The following is a 16,565-nucleotide window of genomic DNA, read 5'->3' as shown; positions in this document are numbered from 1 at the left end:
ATCTCCTGCCTGATGCTTTGAATTGCTGACTTGCAGATGACGGCTTAGGCGTCGTCGCGCCATAAGCCGTGGTGACGTAACTGATCAAGAAAGGCCGCTTCATCGATCACGTCGATATCGAGCTCGGTGGCTTTTTTCAGCTTGGAGCCGGCGCCCGGACCGGCGACGACACAAGCCGTTTTCGCCGATACCGAACCCGCGACCTTGGCGCCGAGGCGCTGCAGATAATCCTTGGCCTCATCGCGGCTCATCACTTCCAGCTTGCCAGTGACCACCCAGGTCTGGCCTTCCAGTGGGCGATCGCCGCCAACCGGTCTGGGATCCGGCCAATCCAAACCATGACTGACCAAGCGCTTAATTTCTTCGACGTTATTGTCTTCGGCCATAAAGTGAGCGACATGAGCCGCCACCTTGGGGCCGACGTCATCGACTTCGAGCAAGGCTTCTTCACTGGCCACCATCAAGGCTTGCAAAGAACCAAAATGCTGGGCCAGATTTTCCGCCGTGGTGACACCCACTTCGCGAATGCCTAAGGCGTATAAAAACCGACCCAACGTCGTTTGCTTAGCCGCTTCGATCGCCGCTATCACATTGGCGGAAGATTTTTCGCCCATCCGCTCCAGGTTCATCAGCGTTTCGGCGTTAAGCTCAAAAATATCACTCGGTGCATGCAACTGGCCGGCTTCGAGCAAGGCATCAATCAGCTTTTCACCCAGACCTTCGATATCCAGCGCGCGCCGAGAAACAAAATGTTTCAAGGCTTCACGACGCTGAGCGCCACAATTCAAACCGCCGGTGCAACGCGCCACGGCTTCGCCTTCAACGCGTTCGACGTTGGAGCCGCATACCGGGCATTCGGTTGGCATCTGTATCGGCTGCGCATCCGCCGGGCGTTTGCTTTCAATGACCCGCGCCACCTGAGGAATCACATCACCGGCGCGGCGAATAATGACGGTATCGCCGACGCGCACATCGAGCCGTTCAATTTCGTCCATGTTGTGCAGTGTCGCATTACTGACGGTGACACCACCGACAAAAACCGGCTGCAAGCGCGCAACCGGCGTTAAGGCACCGGTGCGACCGACCTGAAAATCGACGCCTTCCAGAATGGTCGTTTCTTCCTGAGCCGGAAATTTGCGCGCAATGGCCCAGCGCGGCGCCCGTGACACAAAACCCAGACGCTGCTGCAAATTCAGCGAATCGATTTTGTAGACGATGCCGTCAATTTCGTAATCCAGTTGATCACGACGTTCGAGCATGCGCTGATAATAAGCCTGGCATCCGTCCAGCCCATTGACCACCCGACTTTCTTCGTTGATCTTCAAACCCCAGTCAGCCAGACGCGCCAGGGTGTCGCTCTGGGTCGCCGCAAGCTCCCCGCCCTCGACACGACCCACCGAGTAACAACACATGCGCAACGGGCGTTTGGCGGTCAAACTGGAATCAAGTTGGCGCAGACTGCCAGAGGCGGCATTACGTGGATTCACAAAAACTTTTTCGCCGTTTTTCTCGGCCTCGGCATTCATCTTTTCGAAGCCGGCGCGGGTCATATAAATCTCGCCGCGCACTTCCAATACTGCCGGCCAGTCACTGCCGCGCAGTTCCAGCGGAATGGAGCGAATAGTGCGGACGTTCGCAGTAATGTCTTCGCCGGTGGTGCCGTCGCCACGAGTAGCGCCGCGAACCAGGCGGCCGTTTTCATAAAGCAGACTGACTGCTATGCCGTCGAGCTTGGGTTCGCAGGCAAAGCGCAATTCATCGCTGCTGTTCAGACGGCTTTGCAGACGCTGGTAAAAATCGGCGAGATCCTCATCACTGAATGCGTTGTCGAGCGACAACATCGGCACTTCATGCCGGACCGTCGCAAAGCCTTCCGCCGGTGCGCCGGCTACGCGTTGCGAGGGTGACTCAGCGGTAACCCAGGATGGCTGCTCAGCCTCTATTTCGCGCAGGCGCAACATCAAACGATCGTATTCGGCGTCAGGAATATCCGACTGATTAAGAACGTAATACTGATGGTCGTAATCACGAATCCGGGCAATTAACGATTCGTATTCGGCGCGCAAATCGGCTGTCATTCGTGGGCCTGGATCAATTGAGAACGGGCAAAATTACGCAGTCTTTCACGATAATGTTCAACACGCTGCGGCGTGACCGTAGAGTGGTTTTCATCGAGCATGTCGGCGCCCAGATGCTGAGCTAAAAACTGTCCCATCTCGACCATATGATCGAAAGAAATCAGCAGGTCAGCACGCTGCGGCAACTGCATAAAGAGGGTTACGCCTGGCGTGGTCATTTCGGCCATGCCATCCGGGTCCAAGGTGCCCGGCTGCACACAATTGGCCAGACTGAATTCCAGCTGACCTTTGCTGTTGCGGTAGTGAAAAATATCCATCGGACCAAAACGCAGGCCGGCTCGCAGTAACAACTCCAGCAACTCACTGCCGGCCAGTTGAGCGCCATCCGGCGCCATAATATGAATAATGACCAGTTCTTCTACAGGCCGATCATCGACCTGTTCATCACTGGTGGATGACTGGAATTCGGCTTGGTCTTCAGCCTGCCAGTCGGACTGCGCTGAATATGGCTCAGCCTGGTCATCGATTGGCTCGTGCGCCACAAATTCATCAACGTCGTGGTCTGGCTCAGCCGCCGAATCGGCCCGATAGTCTTCGCTTGAAGAGTCGTCAAATTCATCCTCTTCAACCGGCTCGACCTCCGACTGTTCAGTATCAGCATGCGGTTTTGCCGCATAGCGCAACGTTTCGGATTCTGATAAATCATCAACGGGCGCATCAAAATCGAGGTGATGTTGATCGACATGCGTGACCGACCCGGCATCGTCGTCCGGCGTTTCTTCATCGACCGGGTCCATCAGCATCGGCACCCGTTCGCGTAAATTCAGACGAGTATTCAGATCGGTTTGATCACGATTATCCATCGGCCGGGTCCGGGCGCCACCATTGGGTAACTCACGGGCAATTTCGGCTTGTTTACGCAGCTCGTCCGGGTCCTGATAGTCGTCACTGTAACGACCTTTTTTTTGCATGCGGCGCATGCCGTCCCAAAGAATCAGGGCAATCAGCACCACGCCGATAATGACCAATAATTCGCGCATCGCCGTCTACCCTCCTGCTAAGCAAACACTCTAATCGTTGACGAAAAAAACCATCTCAGATCGCTGCCAGTTCAGCAGCCTCTTCGACGTTGACCGATACCAACCGGGATACGCCCGGCTCGTTCATGGTGACACCCATCAATTGATGCGCCATCTCCATGGCAATTTTGTTGTGCGTAATGTAGATAAACTGCACGTGCTCCGACATGGCTTGCACCAAGCGCGCATAGCGACCCACATTGGCATCATCGAGCGGCGCATCAACCTCATCCAGCATACAAAAGGGTGACGGATTCAGACGGAAGATGGAAAACACCAAAGCAATTGCCGTCAGCGCTTTTTCACCACCCGACAACAAATGAATGGTGGAATTTCGCTTGCCCGGCGGGCGCGCCATAATGGCCACACCGGTATCGAGCAGATCATCGCCGGTCAGTTCCAAATAGGCATGACCACCACCGAACACCTTGGGGAAAAGATCCTGTAAACCCTGATTCACCCGATCAAAGGTATCTTTAAAACGGGTGCGGGTTTCGCGATCAATTTTACGAATCGCGTTCTCCAAGGTTTCCAGGGCGCGTTGCAAATCATCATCCTGCTCATCGAGATAACGCTTGCGCTCGCTTTGCGTCTGGTATTCCTCAATCGCCGCCAGGTTGATCGGGCCAAGGCGTTGAATGCGCGCCGCCAGGCGTTCCAGTGCTTCTTCCCAGGCGGTTTCAGTGGCGTCATCCGGCAGATTGGCGAGCACCGTATCCAGATCAAATTGCTGCTCAGCCAGTTGTTCGGCCAGGGTAGCGCGACGGGTAATTTGCGTCTGCGCATTCATCTTTTGCTGTTCCATTTCCGACCGCACAGCCATCGCCTGCTGCTCGGTCGCTGCGCGCGCCTGTTCCAGCTCACGCATCTTACTATCGGCCGCTTCCATCACCGCGCGCTTGTCGTTCAAAGCGCCTTCCAGTTCCATCTGAGCTTCGAGTTTTTGTTCGAGCTCTTCTTTCAATTCATCGGATGGATCTTCGCGTTCACTGAGCTGTTCTTTCAATCGTGTCAGACGCTCCTGAGCCCGCGTTTTTTGCTGACTGGCCCGCTCCAAAGACGCCTGCAAAGAACGCACTTCCGTTTGCAAGGTTTGCTGCTTCAATTGCAGCTGATGTTCGGCATCGCGCAGTGCACGAACTTCGTCGCGTTTTTCATCGACGCTGATGCGGAATTCTTCACGCTCACCCAACAAGGCTTCGCGTTCATCGACATCCTCTTCCATTGAATCCAGCGACTGCTGCAATTCCTCGCGCGTCATGGACAGACTTTCACGCTCTTCGGCCATCTGGTTTTCGACTTCCTGAATGTCGACGGCCAGACGTTCGCGCCGCTCGCGCAATTGTTCGACCTGAACCTGACGGCCGCTCAATTCGGATTTCGCTTCGGCCAATTGACGACTCAACTGCTGGTTATCACGCTGCAGTTGTTCGCGTTCTTCTTCGATCGATTTCTGTTGCATCAAGGCAACGTTGAGGCTGACTTCCAGGTCCTCTTCGACCGCTTCAAGCTCATCGATGGCATCGATCAGATCGTCGCGTTCCTGCTGCTGGCTGAGCAGTCCATCGGCCGCACCTTCACCACGACGCACGCGCAACCAGGTTGGTCCAACCCAAATACCATCACGGGTAATCAGGCTTTGATGCGGCTGCAAGCTTGAACGACGCGCCAAAGCATCATCGAGTGAATCGGCCAGTTGCACCGGGGCCAGCCAGTTGGAGAGATCACGATCAGAGCGCACTTTTGACAGCAGGCTGTCGCTGCTCGCTGCGCTGCTGGCCGGACCACTGACCAGCGTCAGGGTGCCGTCTTTGAAGCGACTGATGGCGTCACCCAGCCCATCAACGGATTCAACGCAAACCGCCTGTAGCCGATCACCCAGCACCGCTTCAACCGCTGCTTCCCAGCCTGGTTCAACTTCAACATTCTGCGCCAGGCGCACCGCTTCGCGCAGCTGATGGCTGGCGAGCCAATCCTGAACGCCCTGGCTTTCATCACCCAGTGCGGCTTTGATCAAGGCATCCAATGTCGCCTTGCGCGCCTGCTTCTGTTGCAGTTGCTGCCTGGTCTCATCGTAACGCGCGCGTTTTTGTTCGGCGTCTTCGCGGCCTTGTTGCAAGCGTTCGGTCAGATCATCCAGTTGGGTCTGAAAAGCTTCGGCGCGTTGCTCTAATTCTTCAGTTTGCTCCAGCAAAGCCGCGAGGTTTTCCGCTTCCGGGTCAGCGCTGAGTTGGTCGCGTTCGCGGTAGAGATTTTCCTGACGGCGATGCAGTTGTTCGACCACCCGCTCCAAATGCTGGATGCGCGACTGGGCGACTTCCGCCTGACGTTTTGGCCCCTGGGCATTCTGGTTAAACGCATCCCAGCGTGTTTGCCATTCTTGTTGGCGCTGTTCGATAGCGGCCAGTTCTTCGCTGGCGCGACTGACTTTTTCGGCCGCCGCTTCCAGTTCGGGTTCCAGCAGTTGCAGCGCTTCCTGGCTTTCTTCCACCCGGTCGGCATCGGCCTGACTTTCCTGACCGGCTTCGTGCAGTTGGCGTTCGGCATCATGGATATCGGTCAGCAATTGCTGGCTCTGTTCCTGCCGGTGCTGCATGGTTTGCTCGAAGCGAGCGACTTCGTTACCCAGTTGGTAATAGCGCGCCTGCACATCGTTAAACGCTTCGGTGGCGTCGTGATGGGTTTCGCGCAGCGCCTCGATTTCCGCATCAATACGGCGCTGCTCAGCGACAAAACCTTCGTAGCGCGTTTCCAGTTCGGAAATTTTTAATTCCTGTTCGCCGACTTCGTCGTCGAGTCGTTTCCAGCGCAATGCGGATAGTTGCGCGCGCGAGCTGCGCTCTTCGGCTTTGTATTCTTTGTACTTCTCGGCCGACTGCGCCTGGCGATGCAAATGCTGCAGCTGACGTTCCAGCTCTTCGCGGATGTCGGTCAGGCGTTCCAGGTTTTCGCGCGTACGACGCATGCGGTTTTCGGTTTCACGGCGACGCTCTTTGTAGCGCGAAATACCGGCGGCTTCTTCGATGGTGGTGCGCAGTTCTTCCGGTTTGGCTTCGATCAGCCGGGAAATCATGCCCTGCTCGATGATGGCGTATGAACGCGCGCCCAGACCGGTGCCGAGGAACAGATCGGTGACGTCTTTGCGGCGGCACTTGGTGCCGTTGAGGAAATAGCTGGACTGACCATCGCGGGTGACGCGACGGCGAATGGAGATTTCGTTAAAGCCGGCGTACTGGCCCTGCAGCGTGTGATCGGAGTTATCGAACACCAGCTCGACCGAACATTGGCCCACCGGCTTACGCGCGTTGGAGCCGTTGAAGATGACGTCCGTCATCGATTCGCCGCGCAGATGTTTGGCGGACGATTCACCCATCACCCAGCGTACGGCGTCGATGGTGTTCGACTTGCCGCAGCCATTGGGACCAACGATGGCCGACAGATTGGTCGGAAAAGGGATGGTGGTCGGATCGACGAAGGATTTGAATCCGGCCACCTTGATGCTTTTCAGTCGCATAGCGTCCTGCCAGTTCCGGCGTGGGCCGACCCGGATAAACCCGGGCCGGCTAAAGACTTGGTTGCCACGATTCTAGCGTTAATCGGCGGCCGTTGAAACCGCCGTGTCAGCCCATTTCCGGAACCAGATCAACAACTTAGAGAACCCTTAAAGAAACCCTCCAAGCCATTCAAAAATGCCTTATGGCTGGCGTATCTGCAGGCTCAGCTGCTGTTGTGAATTCTCGGTTAAATCCACGGTTTTCGGCTGTGCCGTCCAGTCGCCTGGCGCGCTCTCAGCCTGGCCGGAAAAGGACACTCGAGCGGTGACTTCCACCTCAGTCTGTCCATCCAGACCACCCATCGGCCCCATGGCATCGGCGTCACTGAGGGATACTTTTATTTCGCCTGCGGTCACCGGAATGCGTTTAACCACCAAGGGCATGCGCTCACCGGGCTGGCGGGCGTAGACAAACAAGGCGGCGCTGTCGGGCAAGCCTTCCCAGGCCGATGGCAGCTGGATGGTGAGATTCAAACGCGGCTGTAACTGTGGCTGGTAATCGATGCCCTGCTCCGCCAGCGCGGCCTGGGCTCGGCGGATAAACTCATCGATCAGACGGGTATCGGCGTCTTCGCTGGCCAGGCTTTTCAAGCGCAGCCAGTAGTCGATGGAGTCCCGATAATCGCCGCTTTCAAAGGTTAAGCGACCGGCAAACCCCAGCGCCAGATTGTTCTGAGCATTGAATTGCAGCGCCTCTTCGAAACGCGCCAAAGCCGCTTGTGGCTGTTCCTGAGCCCAGAGCGTTTGCCCCAGATAAGCCAGAATAGTGGCTTCGTCTTCGGCGTTGCGATCACCCTCGCGCAGTAACCGCAGCACCCGTTCCAGATTCGGTTGCGCATCGGCATAGCGGCCCAGCTCCATCTGCATATTGGCCAGACGAAACCAGCCTTGCAGATCGTCCGGATGACGCTCGAGCATGGCCTGGTAACCATCGAGCGTGGTATCCAGCTGTTGCTGGGTGGGCTGCTCGCTGGTGGCCAATTCGATAAACCCACGGCGAACTTCCACCGCATCGGCCGCGCCCCAGTGCTTATAAAGCAGTCCAGCAGCCACCGCGATTACCACCAGTGCTACCAGCGCCAACGGCCAGGGCAAGGTTCGCAGATCGGTACCGCGTGCCGCCTTACGGCTGTCTTCGAGCAGCGCACGTTCGGTTTCAGTCTTGAACTGTTGGTAGTCCGCCAGCTCCAGCGTGCCGTCGCGAAAATCGGCTTCAAGCTGCGCCAGTCGGTCGCGATGAATGTCGACCGACTCAGTGACCGAATCGCGCGCCCGGCTGGAGCGGCCGGTGCGTACCGCCAGCAGCACAAAGAGCCAAGCGGTGAGAATCATCAGCAGAAATATCATCATGAGGCGTCACTGTCCTTTTCCAGCAGTTCAGCCAGGCGTTGCCGCTCGGCGTCGCTGATGGGTTCAACCGCTTGCTGGCCGGAGCGTCGCGCCAATACAAAGACCGCCACAGCACCGATCAACAGACCCAGACCGGGAATCAGCCAAAGCCAGACGGTGCCGGCAGTAACGCGCGGCTTGTAGGTGACGAATTCGGAATAGCGGTCGATCATATAGTCGATAATCTGCTGATCGCTGTAGCCCTGATGCAGCAGTTCGTAGGTCTTTTCGCGCATATCAGCGGCGATGGGCGCGTTGGAGCCGGCGATGTTCTGGTTCTGACATTTAGGGCAGCGCAATTCCCAAATCAGTTGTTCGTAACGATCGCGCAGCCTGTCGTTATCGAAGTAACGCTGCTCGCGCTCAGCCAGGGCCGTTGCGGCCAGACACAAGAGCAATAAAGCAACGATGATCAGACTCGGATTAATCCAGGTTTTCATAGACGGCCTTTAGTTCATCCTGCCACAGCGCACTGTCGATCGGCCCTTGGTAGCGATACTGAATCACGCCCTGGGAGTCGATAAAAAAGGTTTCCGGTGCACCGGTTACACCCAGCTCAAAACCCAGGTCGCCGTTGGGGTCGTACAGATCAATTTCGTAAGGGTTGGCGTAATCTTGCAACCAGGCCTGCGCCAAATCCCGTTCATCTTTGTAATTGACGCCAATGATGCGCACGCCTTCCTGAGACAGACTGTTTAAATAGGGATGCTCCCATTTGCACGATGGACACCAGGTGGCCCAGATATTTAACAAAAACGGCTCGCCCGTCAGGTCGTCGACCGTTTTCATATCCAGACTGTCCTGGACAGTGCTGAGCCGAAAGGCCGGCATCTCTTCGCCTTCCAGTGCCGAGGGCATCTCACTGGGATCGACACCAGACAACAAGGCATAAGAGAACAGCGCGGCCAAAACCACAATCAAACCCAGCGGTAAAAACAAGACCCATCTGCGTGTCACGCCCGTCCTCCTGTCGCTTTGCGATAGCGACGATCAAACAATGCCAAAACTCCCCCGGCAGCCATCAAAATAGCGCCGAGCCAAATCCAGCGTACGAAGGGTTTTACCTGCAACCGAACCGCCCAGACCTGATGGTCGTCATCCAGCGGTTCTGCCAGTGAAGCGTAGAGATCACGGAACAAGCCGGCATCGATGCCCGCTTCGGTCATGGTGTTACGCTGCACGGTGTAGAAGCGTTTTTCCGGATGCAAATCGGCAATCAGTTGGTCATTACGCAAGACACTGATCACTCCCTGATCGGACTGATAATTCGGCCCTGCAACGATGTTCATGCCATCAAAACGAAAGCTGTAATCGCCCATGGTGACGGTGTCGCCCGGGGCCATCCGGAAATCCCGTGCCTGGTCGTAGTTCGACACCAGTACCACGCCAACGACACAGACGGCTACGCCCAGATGCGCCAGCCACATGCCCCAGAAAGAGCCGCCGGCGCGACGTAAGGCGCGCCAAGGTTGAGAGGCATTACGGGTGCGATCGAGCAGCATGCGCACCAAGCCAGCCAATAACCAGAACACCAGTGCCAGACCCAACCAGACGCGCCAGTTAAAACTTGAGGTCACCAAGGGCGGCAACGCCAAGCCCAGAACCAGAGCAAGCGGAATGCCGACTTTAAATTGGGTGCGCAGTTCAGAAAGCGGATGCCGCTTCCAACGCAGCAACTGACCAACCCCGAGCAGCGACAACAAAAACACCATGAAGAAATTAAACATGGCATTAAAGTAAGGCGCGCCGACCGACAGCTTGCGCCAGTTAAAGGCGTCAAAAAGTAACGGAAACAACGTACCCAACAACACCATAAAAGCGATAACCACCAGAATGATGTTGTTAAACAGCAAGAAGGATTCGCGCGATACCAAACGATGCTCACCGGCGATGCGAATCTGGCCTGCGCGCAGCGCATAAAGCAGCAGCGAACTGCCGATGGTGACCAACAAAATCACCAGAATAAAGAGACCGCGTTCCGGGTCGGTGGCGAAGGCATGCACCGAGGTCAGCACACCGGAGCGAACCAAAAAGGTGCCGAGCAGACTGAAGGAAAAGGCCAGAATCGCCAGCAACAGCGTCCAGGATTTAAAGAGGTTGCGCTTCTCGCTGACCGCCTGCGAATGAATTAAGGCGGTGCCGATTAACCAGGGCATTAAGGACGCATTTTCAACCGGGTCCCAGAACCACCAGCCGCCCCAGCCGAGTTCGTAATAGGCCCACCAGCTGCCCAGGGCGATACCGAGTGTCAGAAACGCCCAGGCCATATTGGTCCAGGGCCGCGCCCAACGTGACCAGCCGGCATCGAAACGACCGGTAATCAATGCTGCTATGGCAAAAGCAAAGGCGACTGAAAAACCCACATAGCCCATATAGAGCGTCGGCGGATGTACGATCAGACCAAAATCCTGCAACAGAGGATTGAGGTCGCCACCGTCGCCGGGCGGAATCGGCAGCAGTCGATCGAAGGGGTTCGAAGTCACCAGCAAGAACAGTAAGAAGGCCAGTGAAATCATGCCCATCACCGCCAGCACAGCGCTTTTTAATTCTTGCGATAACGAACCGGAAAACAGACTGACCGCCGTCGCCCAGCCGCCGAGCATCAGCACCCACATCAACATGGAGCCTTCGTGATTACCCCAGGTCGCAGACATTTTATAGAACCAGGGTAACTGGCTGTTGGAGTTCTCGACGACAATGCGCACCGAGAAATCGTCCACCAAAAAGCAGGTGACCAGAATGGCAAAGGCGGTGGTCAGAAAGAAGGTCAGGCCCCAGGTCAGGGCCGTGGCAGAACGTTGGAAACCGCCATGTCCGCTCAGCACACCGTAAAGTGGCAAGGTCGACAGGCCCGTGGCCAACAGCAGCGCCAGGATCAGCGCAAAATGTCCGTACTCCGGTAACATAGCGACTCTTATTTATTGTGCGTATCGTGCGTGAATGATCGCCCAAGCATTAATAAATACTGGCGCTTTCAGCCCGTTCCAGGGCGTCGGTCACCTCAGGCGGCATATAGGTTTCATCGTGTTTGGCCAAAACTTCGGACGCTTCGACCTGACCGTTTTCCAACAAGCGGCCGATAGCAACCACTCCATCCCCTTCACGAAACAAGTCGGGCAGAATGCCTTCGTAATTGACCTGAACTTCTGAGGCGAAATCGGTCACTACAAAGCTCACACGCAGCGAATCACTGTCGCGTTGCACCGAGCCTTCCTTGACCATACCACCGGCGCGAATGTCTCTATCCAGAGGTGCATCGCCCTTGGCAATATCGGACGGAGAATAGAAAAAATTCATGTTCTGACCGAGCGCGAACAACACCAGCAATACCGCAACGGCCACGCCTGAAGTACCCAATAAAATCAGGATCAATCGTTGTTTGCGTTTTGGATTCATGAAGAAGTGACTCCACCGGATGATTGAGCTTGAGCGCCCTGCTCACGACGCTGACGACGACGATGTTCAGCCACCAGCCGGCGCTGCATCAGATACGGACTGAGCTGGTTATAGATCACCACCAGGGCAGCAAAACCATAGGCTGTCCAGACGTAAAAACCGTGGCGACCCATGGCGAAAAAATCGGCCAGGCTATCGAAAGCAAACATCAGGATTTTCCTCCCAACCGATCCAGCTCATCACGCGCCCATTGAGTGCGGCGTTCGCGCTGCAGAATTTCCAGACGGGTGCGTTTCAACGCCCAGGCAACCGCCGCCAGATAAAACCCCAGGATGGCTAACAAGAAGGGAATCAACATGCTGATGTGCATCGGCGGTGCTTCGGTAAATTTCAGCGTTGCCGGCTGATGCAGCGTATTCCACCACTCCACCGAGAATTTAATGATGGGCAGGTTGACCACCCCTACTAACGCCAGGATGGCCGCAGCCTTGTCACCACTTTCCGGGCGTTCCATGGCGTTGTGCAAGGCCCACAGGCCCAGATACAAAAACAGCAAGACCAGCATGGAGGTCAGGCGCGCATCCCAAACCCACCAGGCACCCCAGGTCGGCTTACCCCAGATAGCACCGGTCACCAGAGCGAGAAACGCCATACTGGCGCCGATTGGAACACTTTGTTTGGCCAGATAAAAAGCCAGCTTGATACGCCACACCAGACCAATCAGACCCAGCGCAGCAATGGCGGCGTAAATTGCCTGCGACAGAAAAGCAGCGGGAACGTGAATAAAGATGATGCGATAGCTATTGCCCTGGAGCCGTTCAATGGGTGCGAAAGCCAACCCCCAGACCAGCGACACCACCAGAATCAAAAGGGCCAGCCAGCCAATCCAGGCGCCCAGAGGTCGACTCAGGTTGTAAAACCATTTTGGCGAGGTCCATTTATGGAACCAGCGCACCAGGCCTTGCCAAAAAGAGCTTTGCCAAACAGTGCTTTGCCACATCGTGCGTACTACTCCGGCCAGGCACGGCCACCCGGCTGTATTTTATTTTCCAGCGCCACCCAAGACAGCGCTGATCGTTATTCTTCGACCGCTATGCGCAGCGCGGCGACCGTCGCCAAGGGCGCCAGTACCAGCGCCAGCAACGCCATGGCCGCCAACAGTGCCAACTGGCCGATCCAGGGCAAGCCCGCGGCTGCGGCCTGAACCACCGCCGTACCGAAAATAAGCACCGGTACGAACAACGGCATGATCAACAACGTCAGCAGCAAACCGCCCTGTCGCAAGCCGACGGTCAGCGCCGCACCAATGCCGCCAACCAGACTCAGCGTCAAGGTGCCCAAAGCCAGGCTCAGCATCAACAGCGGCATGGCCGAAGGCGACAACGCCAGCATTAAACCCAGCAACGGCGACATCAATGTCAGCGGCAAGCCAGTCACCAACCAGTGCGCCAGTGCTTTGCCCAGGACCAGAAGTGTCGGTGGCGCAGCTGCCAGTAATAACTGCTCCAGCGAACCATCGTCGTGATCACTGCGAAACAGCAAATCCAGCGACAATAAATTGGCCAGCAAGGCGGCCACCCAAAGCACACCTGCCGCCATCGTCGCCAGACGTTCCAGATCCGGCGTAACGCCCAATGGGAACAGCGCAACGACGATTAAAAAGAACAAGGGCGGATTAGCCAGGTCAGCGCGGCGGCGATACGCCATTTGCAGTTCACGCTGCAAAACCCGAGCGAAGAGTCGACTCAGCTTCACTCAGTGCCTCCCAGTGCCAGTGTCCGCACTGCATCGCCACTCATACCGTGATGGCTGGTCATCAAAACGCTGCCACCTGAAGCCGCAAATTGCTGAATGCGTGTTTTAAGCAGTTCAACCGCGCGGTCATCCAATGCCGTGAGTGGCTCATCCAAAACCCAGGCCGCAATGGATGGGGTATCGAGAAACAACCGAGCCAGGGCAACACGCCGCTGCTGACCGGCTGACAATTGCCGGCTGGGAAGGTCTTCGTAACCGCGCAGACCGACCTGCTCCAGGGCTTGAAAAAGCTCCTGCTCATTTCGCTCCAGGCCGCGCAGCGCAAGGCCGTAGCGCAAATTTTCAAGCGGCGATTGTAGCAATGTGACCCCTGGCCTATGGCCGATATACCAAATCTTTTCATTGCTTCGAAACTGGCCGCCAAACCACTGAATCTGACCTTCGACAGCCTGCCCCAAACCGACCAGAGCACGCAGCAAGGTGGTTTTGCCACTGCCGTTGGGGCCAGTCAGATGCAGAATATCTCCGGGCATCAAGGACAGCTCCAACTGGTCAAATAACAGCCGGTCATCACGCTCGCAACGCAGCCCTTGCGCGCTCAACACTGGGGTCATGGTGATCCCACCCAAAAATGTGGCGCGATTATAGCGGTTTGACCGCTGCGTCTGAACCTTTAGCCGACACCCTTCTGGCCGCTACACTAGGCATAGAACTCCAAGAGGACAGACCCCATGGCGGGGATTGATCGCAGCGACAGCATTCGCCGCCCGGTCGACAGCACCTTGTCGACCCGGACCGCGCATCGAGGTGGCGAAGGCCTGCTGCAACCACAGCGTGAGGCCCTGGCACAATTGCGTCAGTCAGCACCGGCCATTGCTGTGGTGATAGAGCAACATCAGCTGGGAACGCCAAGCAAACCCTCGTTTGAACTGCTGTTATCGATGAACGATCAGTGGATCCGCGTGCAGTCAACCAAGCCATTTCAGCCTGGCACGGTCCTGCTGATCGAAGCCACTGCTGATGATCAGATCCGAGTGCTGCCCAACCCGGAGCCGGCGCAACTCAATCGTATGATGCAGGCGTCATTGCAGTTCTGGCAGGCGCATACCTTGCCAAAAGTGCATGCCACCGCCTTACCGCCGCTGCCAACCACCTCAGTACAGCAGCAATTGATCGTCGAGCAACCTGAGCTGAAACCACTGCTCGACTGGTTAAACCAGAAGCCGGCTTTAAACGCCCGCACCGTGGCCAACTGGGTCAAGGAATTTATGCCGTTGGCGACACCTGTTCAGGCAGGCAACGTCAATGCACCACAAAGCTGGAATACGACATTACTCCCACCGCCCTGGCCTTTGGCAACCCACCAGCAAAGCAATAATGCCCAGGCAACCGGCAGTAACAGTGCGCCCATTACCCATTCCAGTGGTGACAAGCCGGCAGCAGCAAACAACAACTCAGCACCAGCCGGTTCGGTGCCAGCAACAACATCGAGCGCAGCGACAACAGCCTCCACGCCACTGCGTGTCTTGGTGGAAGTGATACGCGCCAGCCTGCCGTTACTGCAACAACAACCCCTGCGCTGGCTACCCTTGCAGCAACAGCCAACGGGACAGTGGCAACCGATTCAGCAAACCGGTACCAGCCAACCATTAACTCTGGTTGCCAGTCGCGAAGGCTTTGCCAAAATCGCCGCGACGGTCGCACCCGCCGCTCCAGAGCCCGCGAAAATAACCACAGCACAGCCAACGGCGGTGACACCCATCGCAGCCACGGCCGTTAACGCGGCCGCCACTCCAGCACGCCAAGCCGCCGCTACTATCCCAGCGGAAATTCAAGCACTGCTCAGGATTCAACCGGTCGATGCGCTGGCGCTGCAACAACCGCAACGCATGCCAACCTTAGTGAATCAAAGCCCGACACCGCCGCTGTTGTCAGCACTGTCCGCCCTGCAAAATATTCCGGCCGGCGAGTTGAAAATGACCGTCACGCCCGTTTTACCCTCATCGTCGGCCAACGCAACCACCACTACGGTCACTCCCAACCTGCCCGCAGCGGGAGCTAACTCCAGCGACAATGGCGTCAGGTTTTCGGTCAGTGTGACAACGACAACAACAGTTCCTACCGCCACAGAACTTGCGCCACCGGCTGCGACAACCACACCTGGCTCCATGGCCGAAAACCCCGCATCGAGCTGGCGCCCGTTGCCATCGCGGCCTGGCACGACGGACCAGCCACCGCTGGAAATACGGCTGGCACAATGGTTATTGATGCTCGACAACCGCATTCGTCAACATCCTGCCAGCCTGCAACAAAGCCTGGCGCAGCGCGCCCAGCAATTGTTGCGCACCAACGATCTCAATTACGGTCTCGACAAACCCCCACCCCCACCGCCGCTACCGCAGGTTCACAACAGCGGCGCGGGCAACCCAACCAACCAACAATCCGCAGCTGAGTTGCAACCTTTACTGCAACTGCGCAATTGGCTCGAGGCGGTTCAGGGCAAAACCCAGAACAATGCGATTCAACAAACGCTCAGCGCTCTGACTCAGGGTGGCGATGGCCCCAATCAACCGGTACAGCAGTTGAGTATCCCCTTGATCTGGATGGGGCCCTCATCCTGGGCCAACCTGGAATGGTGGCAGGAACAGGCATCGGATGCAGAGCAAGACAGCGGCGCTGGTGGCAAACGGCTGTGGCGGTTCCGGCTGTTTTTCGAACTGGAACCGCTGGCTCCGTTATGCGCCGATCTGGTCTGGGAGCCGCAACAAACCGACCTGACTTTCTGGTCGGAAGATCGCAACACCCTGGCTTTTCTAAACAGCCATCTGGGCACGCTCGAACAATGGACAGAAGGGCTCGGGGAGCGTCAACTCCATACCCGTCACGGCATGCCACGCAAAAAGAGCACGCCAGAAGCGGATGATTTCAAACCCTTAGTGGATGTACACACATGAGTGATGAACAGCAGCCATCTGCAACCGCCGCCGCCGCTCTCACCTACAGTGGCAAGCGCACGCCCATTGTTTCGGCGCTGGGCATCGACGAGCAAGCCGAAGAGATTCTGCGCCTGGCGCGCGAATACGATGTACCGGTCTATCAGGATGAAGATCTGGTGCATATTCTGCAGCAGATGAACGTCGGCCAGGCCATTCCACCGGATCTGTATGAATGGGTGGCGCGCGTCCTGGCTTTTGCGTTTTTTCTTAAAGACAAAGTACCGGAAGGATTTTCGCCGACGGCGACCCGCTCCGCTTATCAGCGGGTACGGGACGCTTACGGCAAGAAGTAGGCTCGGCAAGAGCCTGAAAGGCTGAG

Annotated in this window: 14 protein-coding genes; 2 read left to right on the top strand and 12 right to left on the bottom strand. The window is 56.8% G+C overall.

Features of this window, described 5'->3' with window-relative positions; translation table 11 throughout:
* Nucleotides 1–44: 44 nt before the first annotated feature.
* The 12 genes from ligA to ccmA form a co-directional block, all read right to left on the bottom strand.
* The gene (ligA, locus tag ABMA60_RS06830) at nt 45–2,078 is read right to left on the bottom strand and encodes an NAD-dependent DNA ligase LigA (protein ID WP_392800624.1); all 2,034 of its coding nucleotides are present in this window, start codon (nt 2,076–2,078) and stop codon (nt 45–47) included.
* Complete coding sequence (gene zipA / locus ABMA60_RS06825; protein WP_392800621.1) at nt 2,075–3,118, bottom strand: cell division protein ZipA; 1,044 nt, start codon at nt 3,116–3,118, stop codon at nt 2,075–2,077. Before zipA ends, ligA begins: the two co-directional genes overlap by 4 nt.
* Nucleotides 3,119–3,173: 55 nt before the next feature.
* The gene (gene smc, locus ABMA60_RS06820) at nt 3,174–6,671 is read right to left on the bottom strand and encodes a chromosome segregation protein SMC (protein ID WP_392800618.1); all 3,498 of its coding nucleotides are present in this window, start codon (nt 6,669–6,671) and stop codon (nt 3,174–3,176) included.
* A gap of 180 nt (nt 6,672–6,851) precedes the next feature.
* On the bottom strand, nt 6,852–8,060 hold the full coding sequence (gene ccmI / locus ABMA60_RS06815) for a c-type cytochrome biogenesis protein CcmI (protein ID WP_392800615.1): 1,209 nt from the start codon (nt 8,058–8,060) through the stop codon (nt 6,852–6,854).
* A complete protein-coding gene (locus ABMA60_RS06810; RefSeq protein ID WP_392800611.1) occupies nt 8,057–8,539 on the bottom strand; it encodes a cytochrome c-type biogenesis protein CcmH in 483 nt (160 codons plus the stop codon). The genes ccmI and ABMA60_RS06810 overlap by 4 nt, the downstream gene beginning before the upstream one ends.
* The gene (locus ABMA60_RS06805) at nt 8,523–9,056 is read right to left on the bottom strand and encodes a DsbE family thiol:disulfide interchange protein (protein ID WP_392800608.1); all 534 of its coding nucleotides are present in this window, start codon (nt 9,054–9,056) and stop codon (nt 8,523–8,525) included. The genes ABMA60_RS06810 and ABMA60_RS06805 overlap by 17 nt, the downstream gene beginning before the upstream one ends.
* A complete protein-coding gene (locus ABMA60_RS06800) occupies nt 9,053–11,005 on the bottom strand; it encodes a heme lyase CcmF/NrfE family subunit (RefSeq protein WP_392800606.1) in 1,953 nt (650 codons plus the stop codon). Before ABMA60_RS06800 ends, ABMA60_RS06805 begins: the two co-directional genes overlap by 4 nt.
* Before the next feature lie 49 nt (nt 11,006–11,054).
* The gene (gene ccmE, locus ABMA60_RS06795; protein WP_392800603.1) at nt 11,055–11,495 is read right to left on the bottom strand and encodes a cytochrome c maturation protein CcmE; all 441 of its coding nucleotides are present in this window, start codon (nt 11,493–11,495) and stop codon (nt 11,055–11,057) included.
* Nucleotides 11,492–11,704: a heme exporter protein CcmD gene (gene ccmD, locus ABMA60_RS06790; protein ID WP_392800600.1), complete on the bottom strand. Its 213-nt coding sequence runs from the start codon at nt 11,702–11,704 to the stop codon at nt 11,492–11,494. Before ccmD ends, ccmE begins: the two co-directional genes overlap by 4 nt.
* Nucleotides 11,704–12,495: a heme ABC transporter permease CcmC gene (gene ccmC / locus ABMA60_RS06785; protein WP_392800596.1), complete on the bottom strand. Its 792-nt coding sequence runs from the start codon at nt 12,493–12,495 to the stop codon at nt 11,704–11,706. The genes ccmD and ccmC overlap by 1 nt, the downstream gene beginning before the upstream one ends.
* Before the next feature lie 77 nt (nt 12,496–12,572).
* Nucleotides 12,573–13,250, bottom strand: coding sequence for a heme exporter protein CcmB (gene ccmB / locus ABMA60_RS06780; RefSeq protein ID WP_392800594.1), 678 nt, complete (start codon nt 13,248–13,250; stop codon nt 12,573–12,575).
* Nucleotides 13,247–13,864 carry a cytochrome c biogenesis heme-transporting ATPase CcmA gene (gene ccmA, locus ABMA60_RS06775; protein ID WP_392800591.1) on the bottom strand — a complete coding sequence of 206 codons (618 nt, stop codon included), beginning with the start codon at nt 13,862–13,864 and terminating at the stop codon, nt 13,247–13,249. The genes ccmB and ccmA overlap by 4 nt, the downstream gene beginning before the upstream one ends.
* A 117-nt stretch (nt 13,865–13,981) precedes the next feature.
* Here ccmA and ABMA60_RS06770 point away from each other — a divergent pair, with 117 nt between their 5' ends.
* Complete coding sequence (locus ABMA60_RS06770) at nt 13,982–16,204, top strand: hypothetical protein (RefSeq protein ID WP_392800588.1); 2,223 nt, start codon at nt 13,982–13,984, stop codon at nt 16,202–16,204.
* Nucleotides 16,201–16,539, top strand: coding sequence for an EscU/YscU/HrcU family type III secretion system export apparatus switch protein (locus ABMA60_RS06765; RefSeq protein ID WP_392800585.1), 339 nt, complete (start codon nt 16,201–16,203; stop codon nt 16,537–16,539). The genes ABMA60_RS06770 and ABMA60_RS06765 overlap by 4 nt, the downstream gene beginning before the upstream one ends.
* The last annotated feature ends 26 nt before the right edge of the window (nt 16,540–16,565 follow it).

This window comes from Saccharospirillum sp. HFRX-2 (assembly GCF_043196805.1).
Taxonomy (GTDB): Bacteria; Pseudomonadota; Gammaproteobacteria; order Pseudomonadales; family Natronospirillaceae; genus Saccharospirillum.
This window is presented reverse-complemented; position numbering and strand designations above follow the sequence as displayed.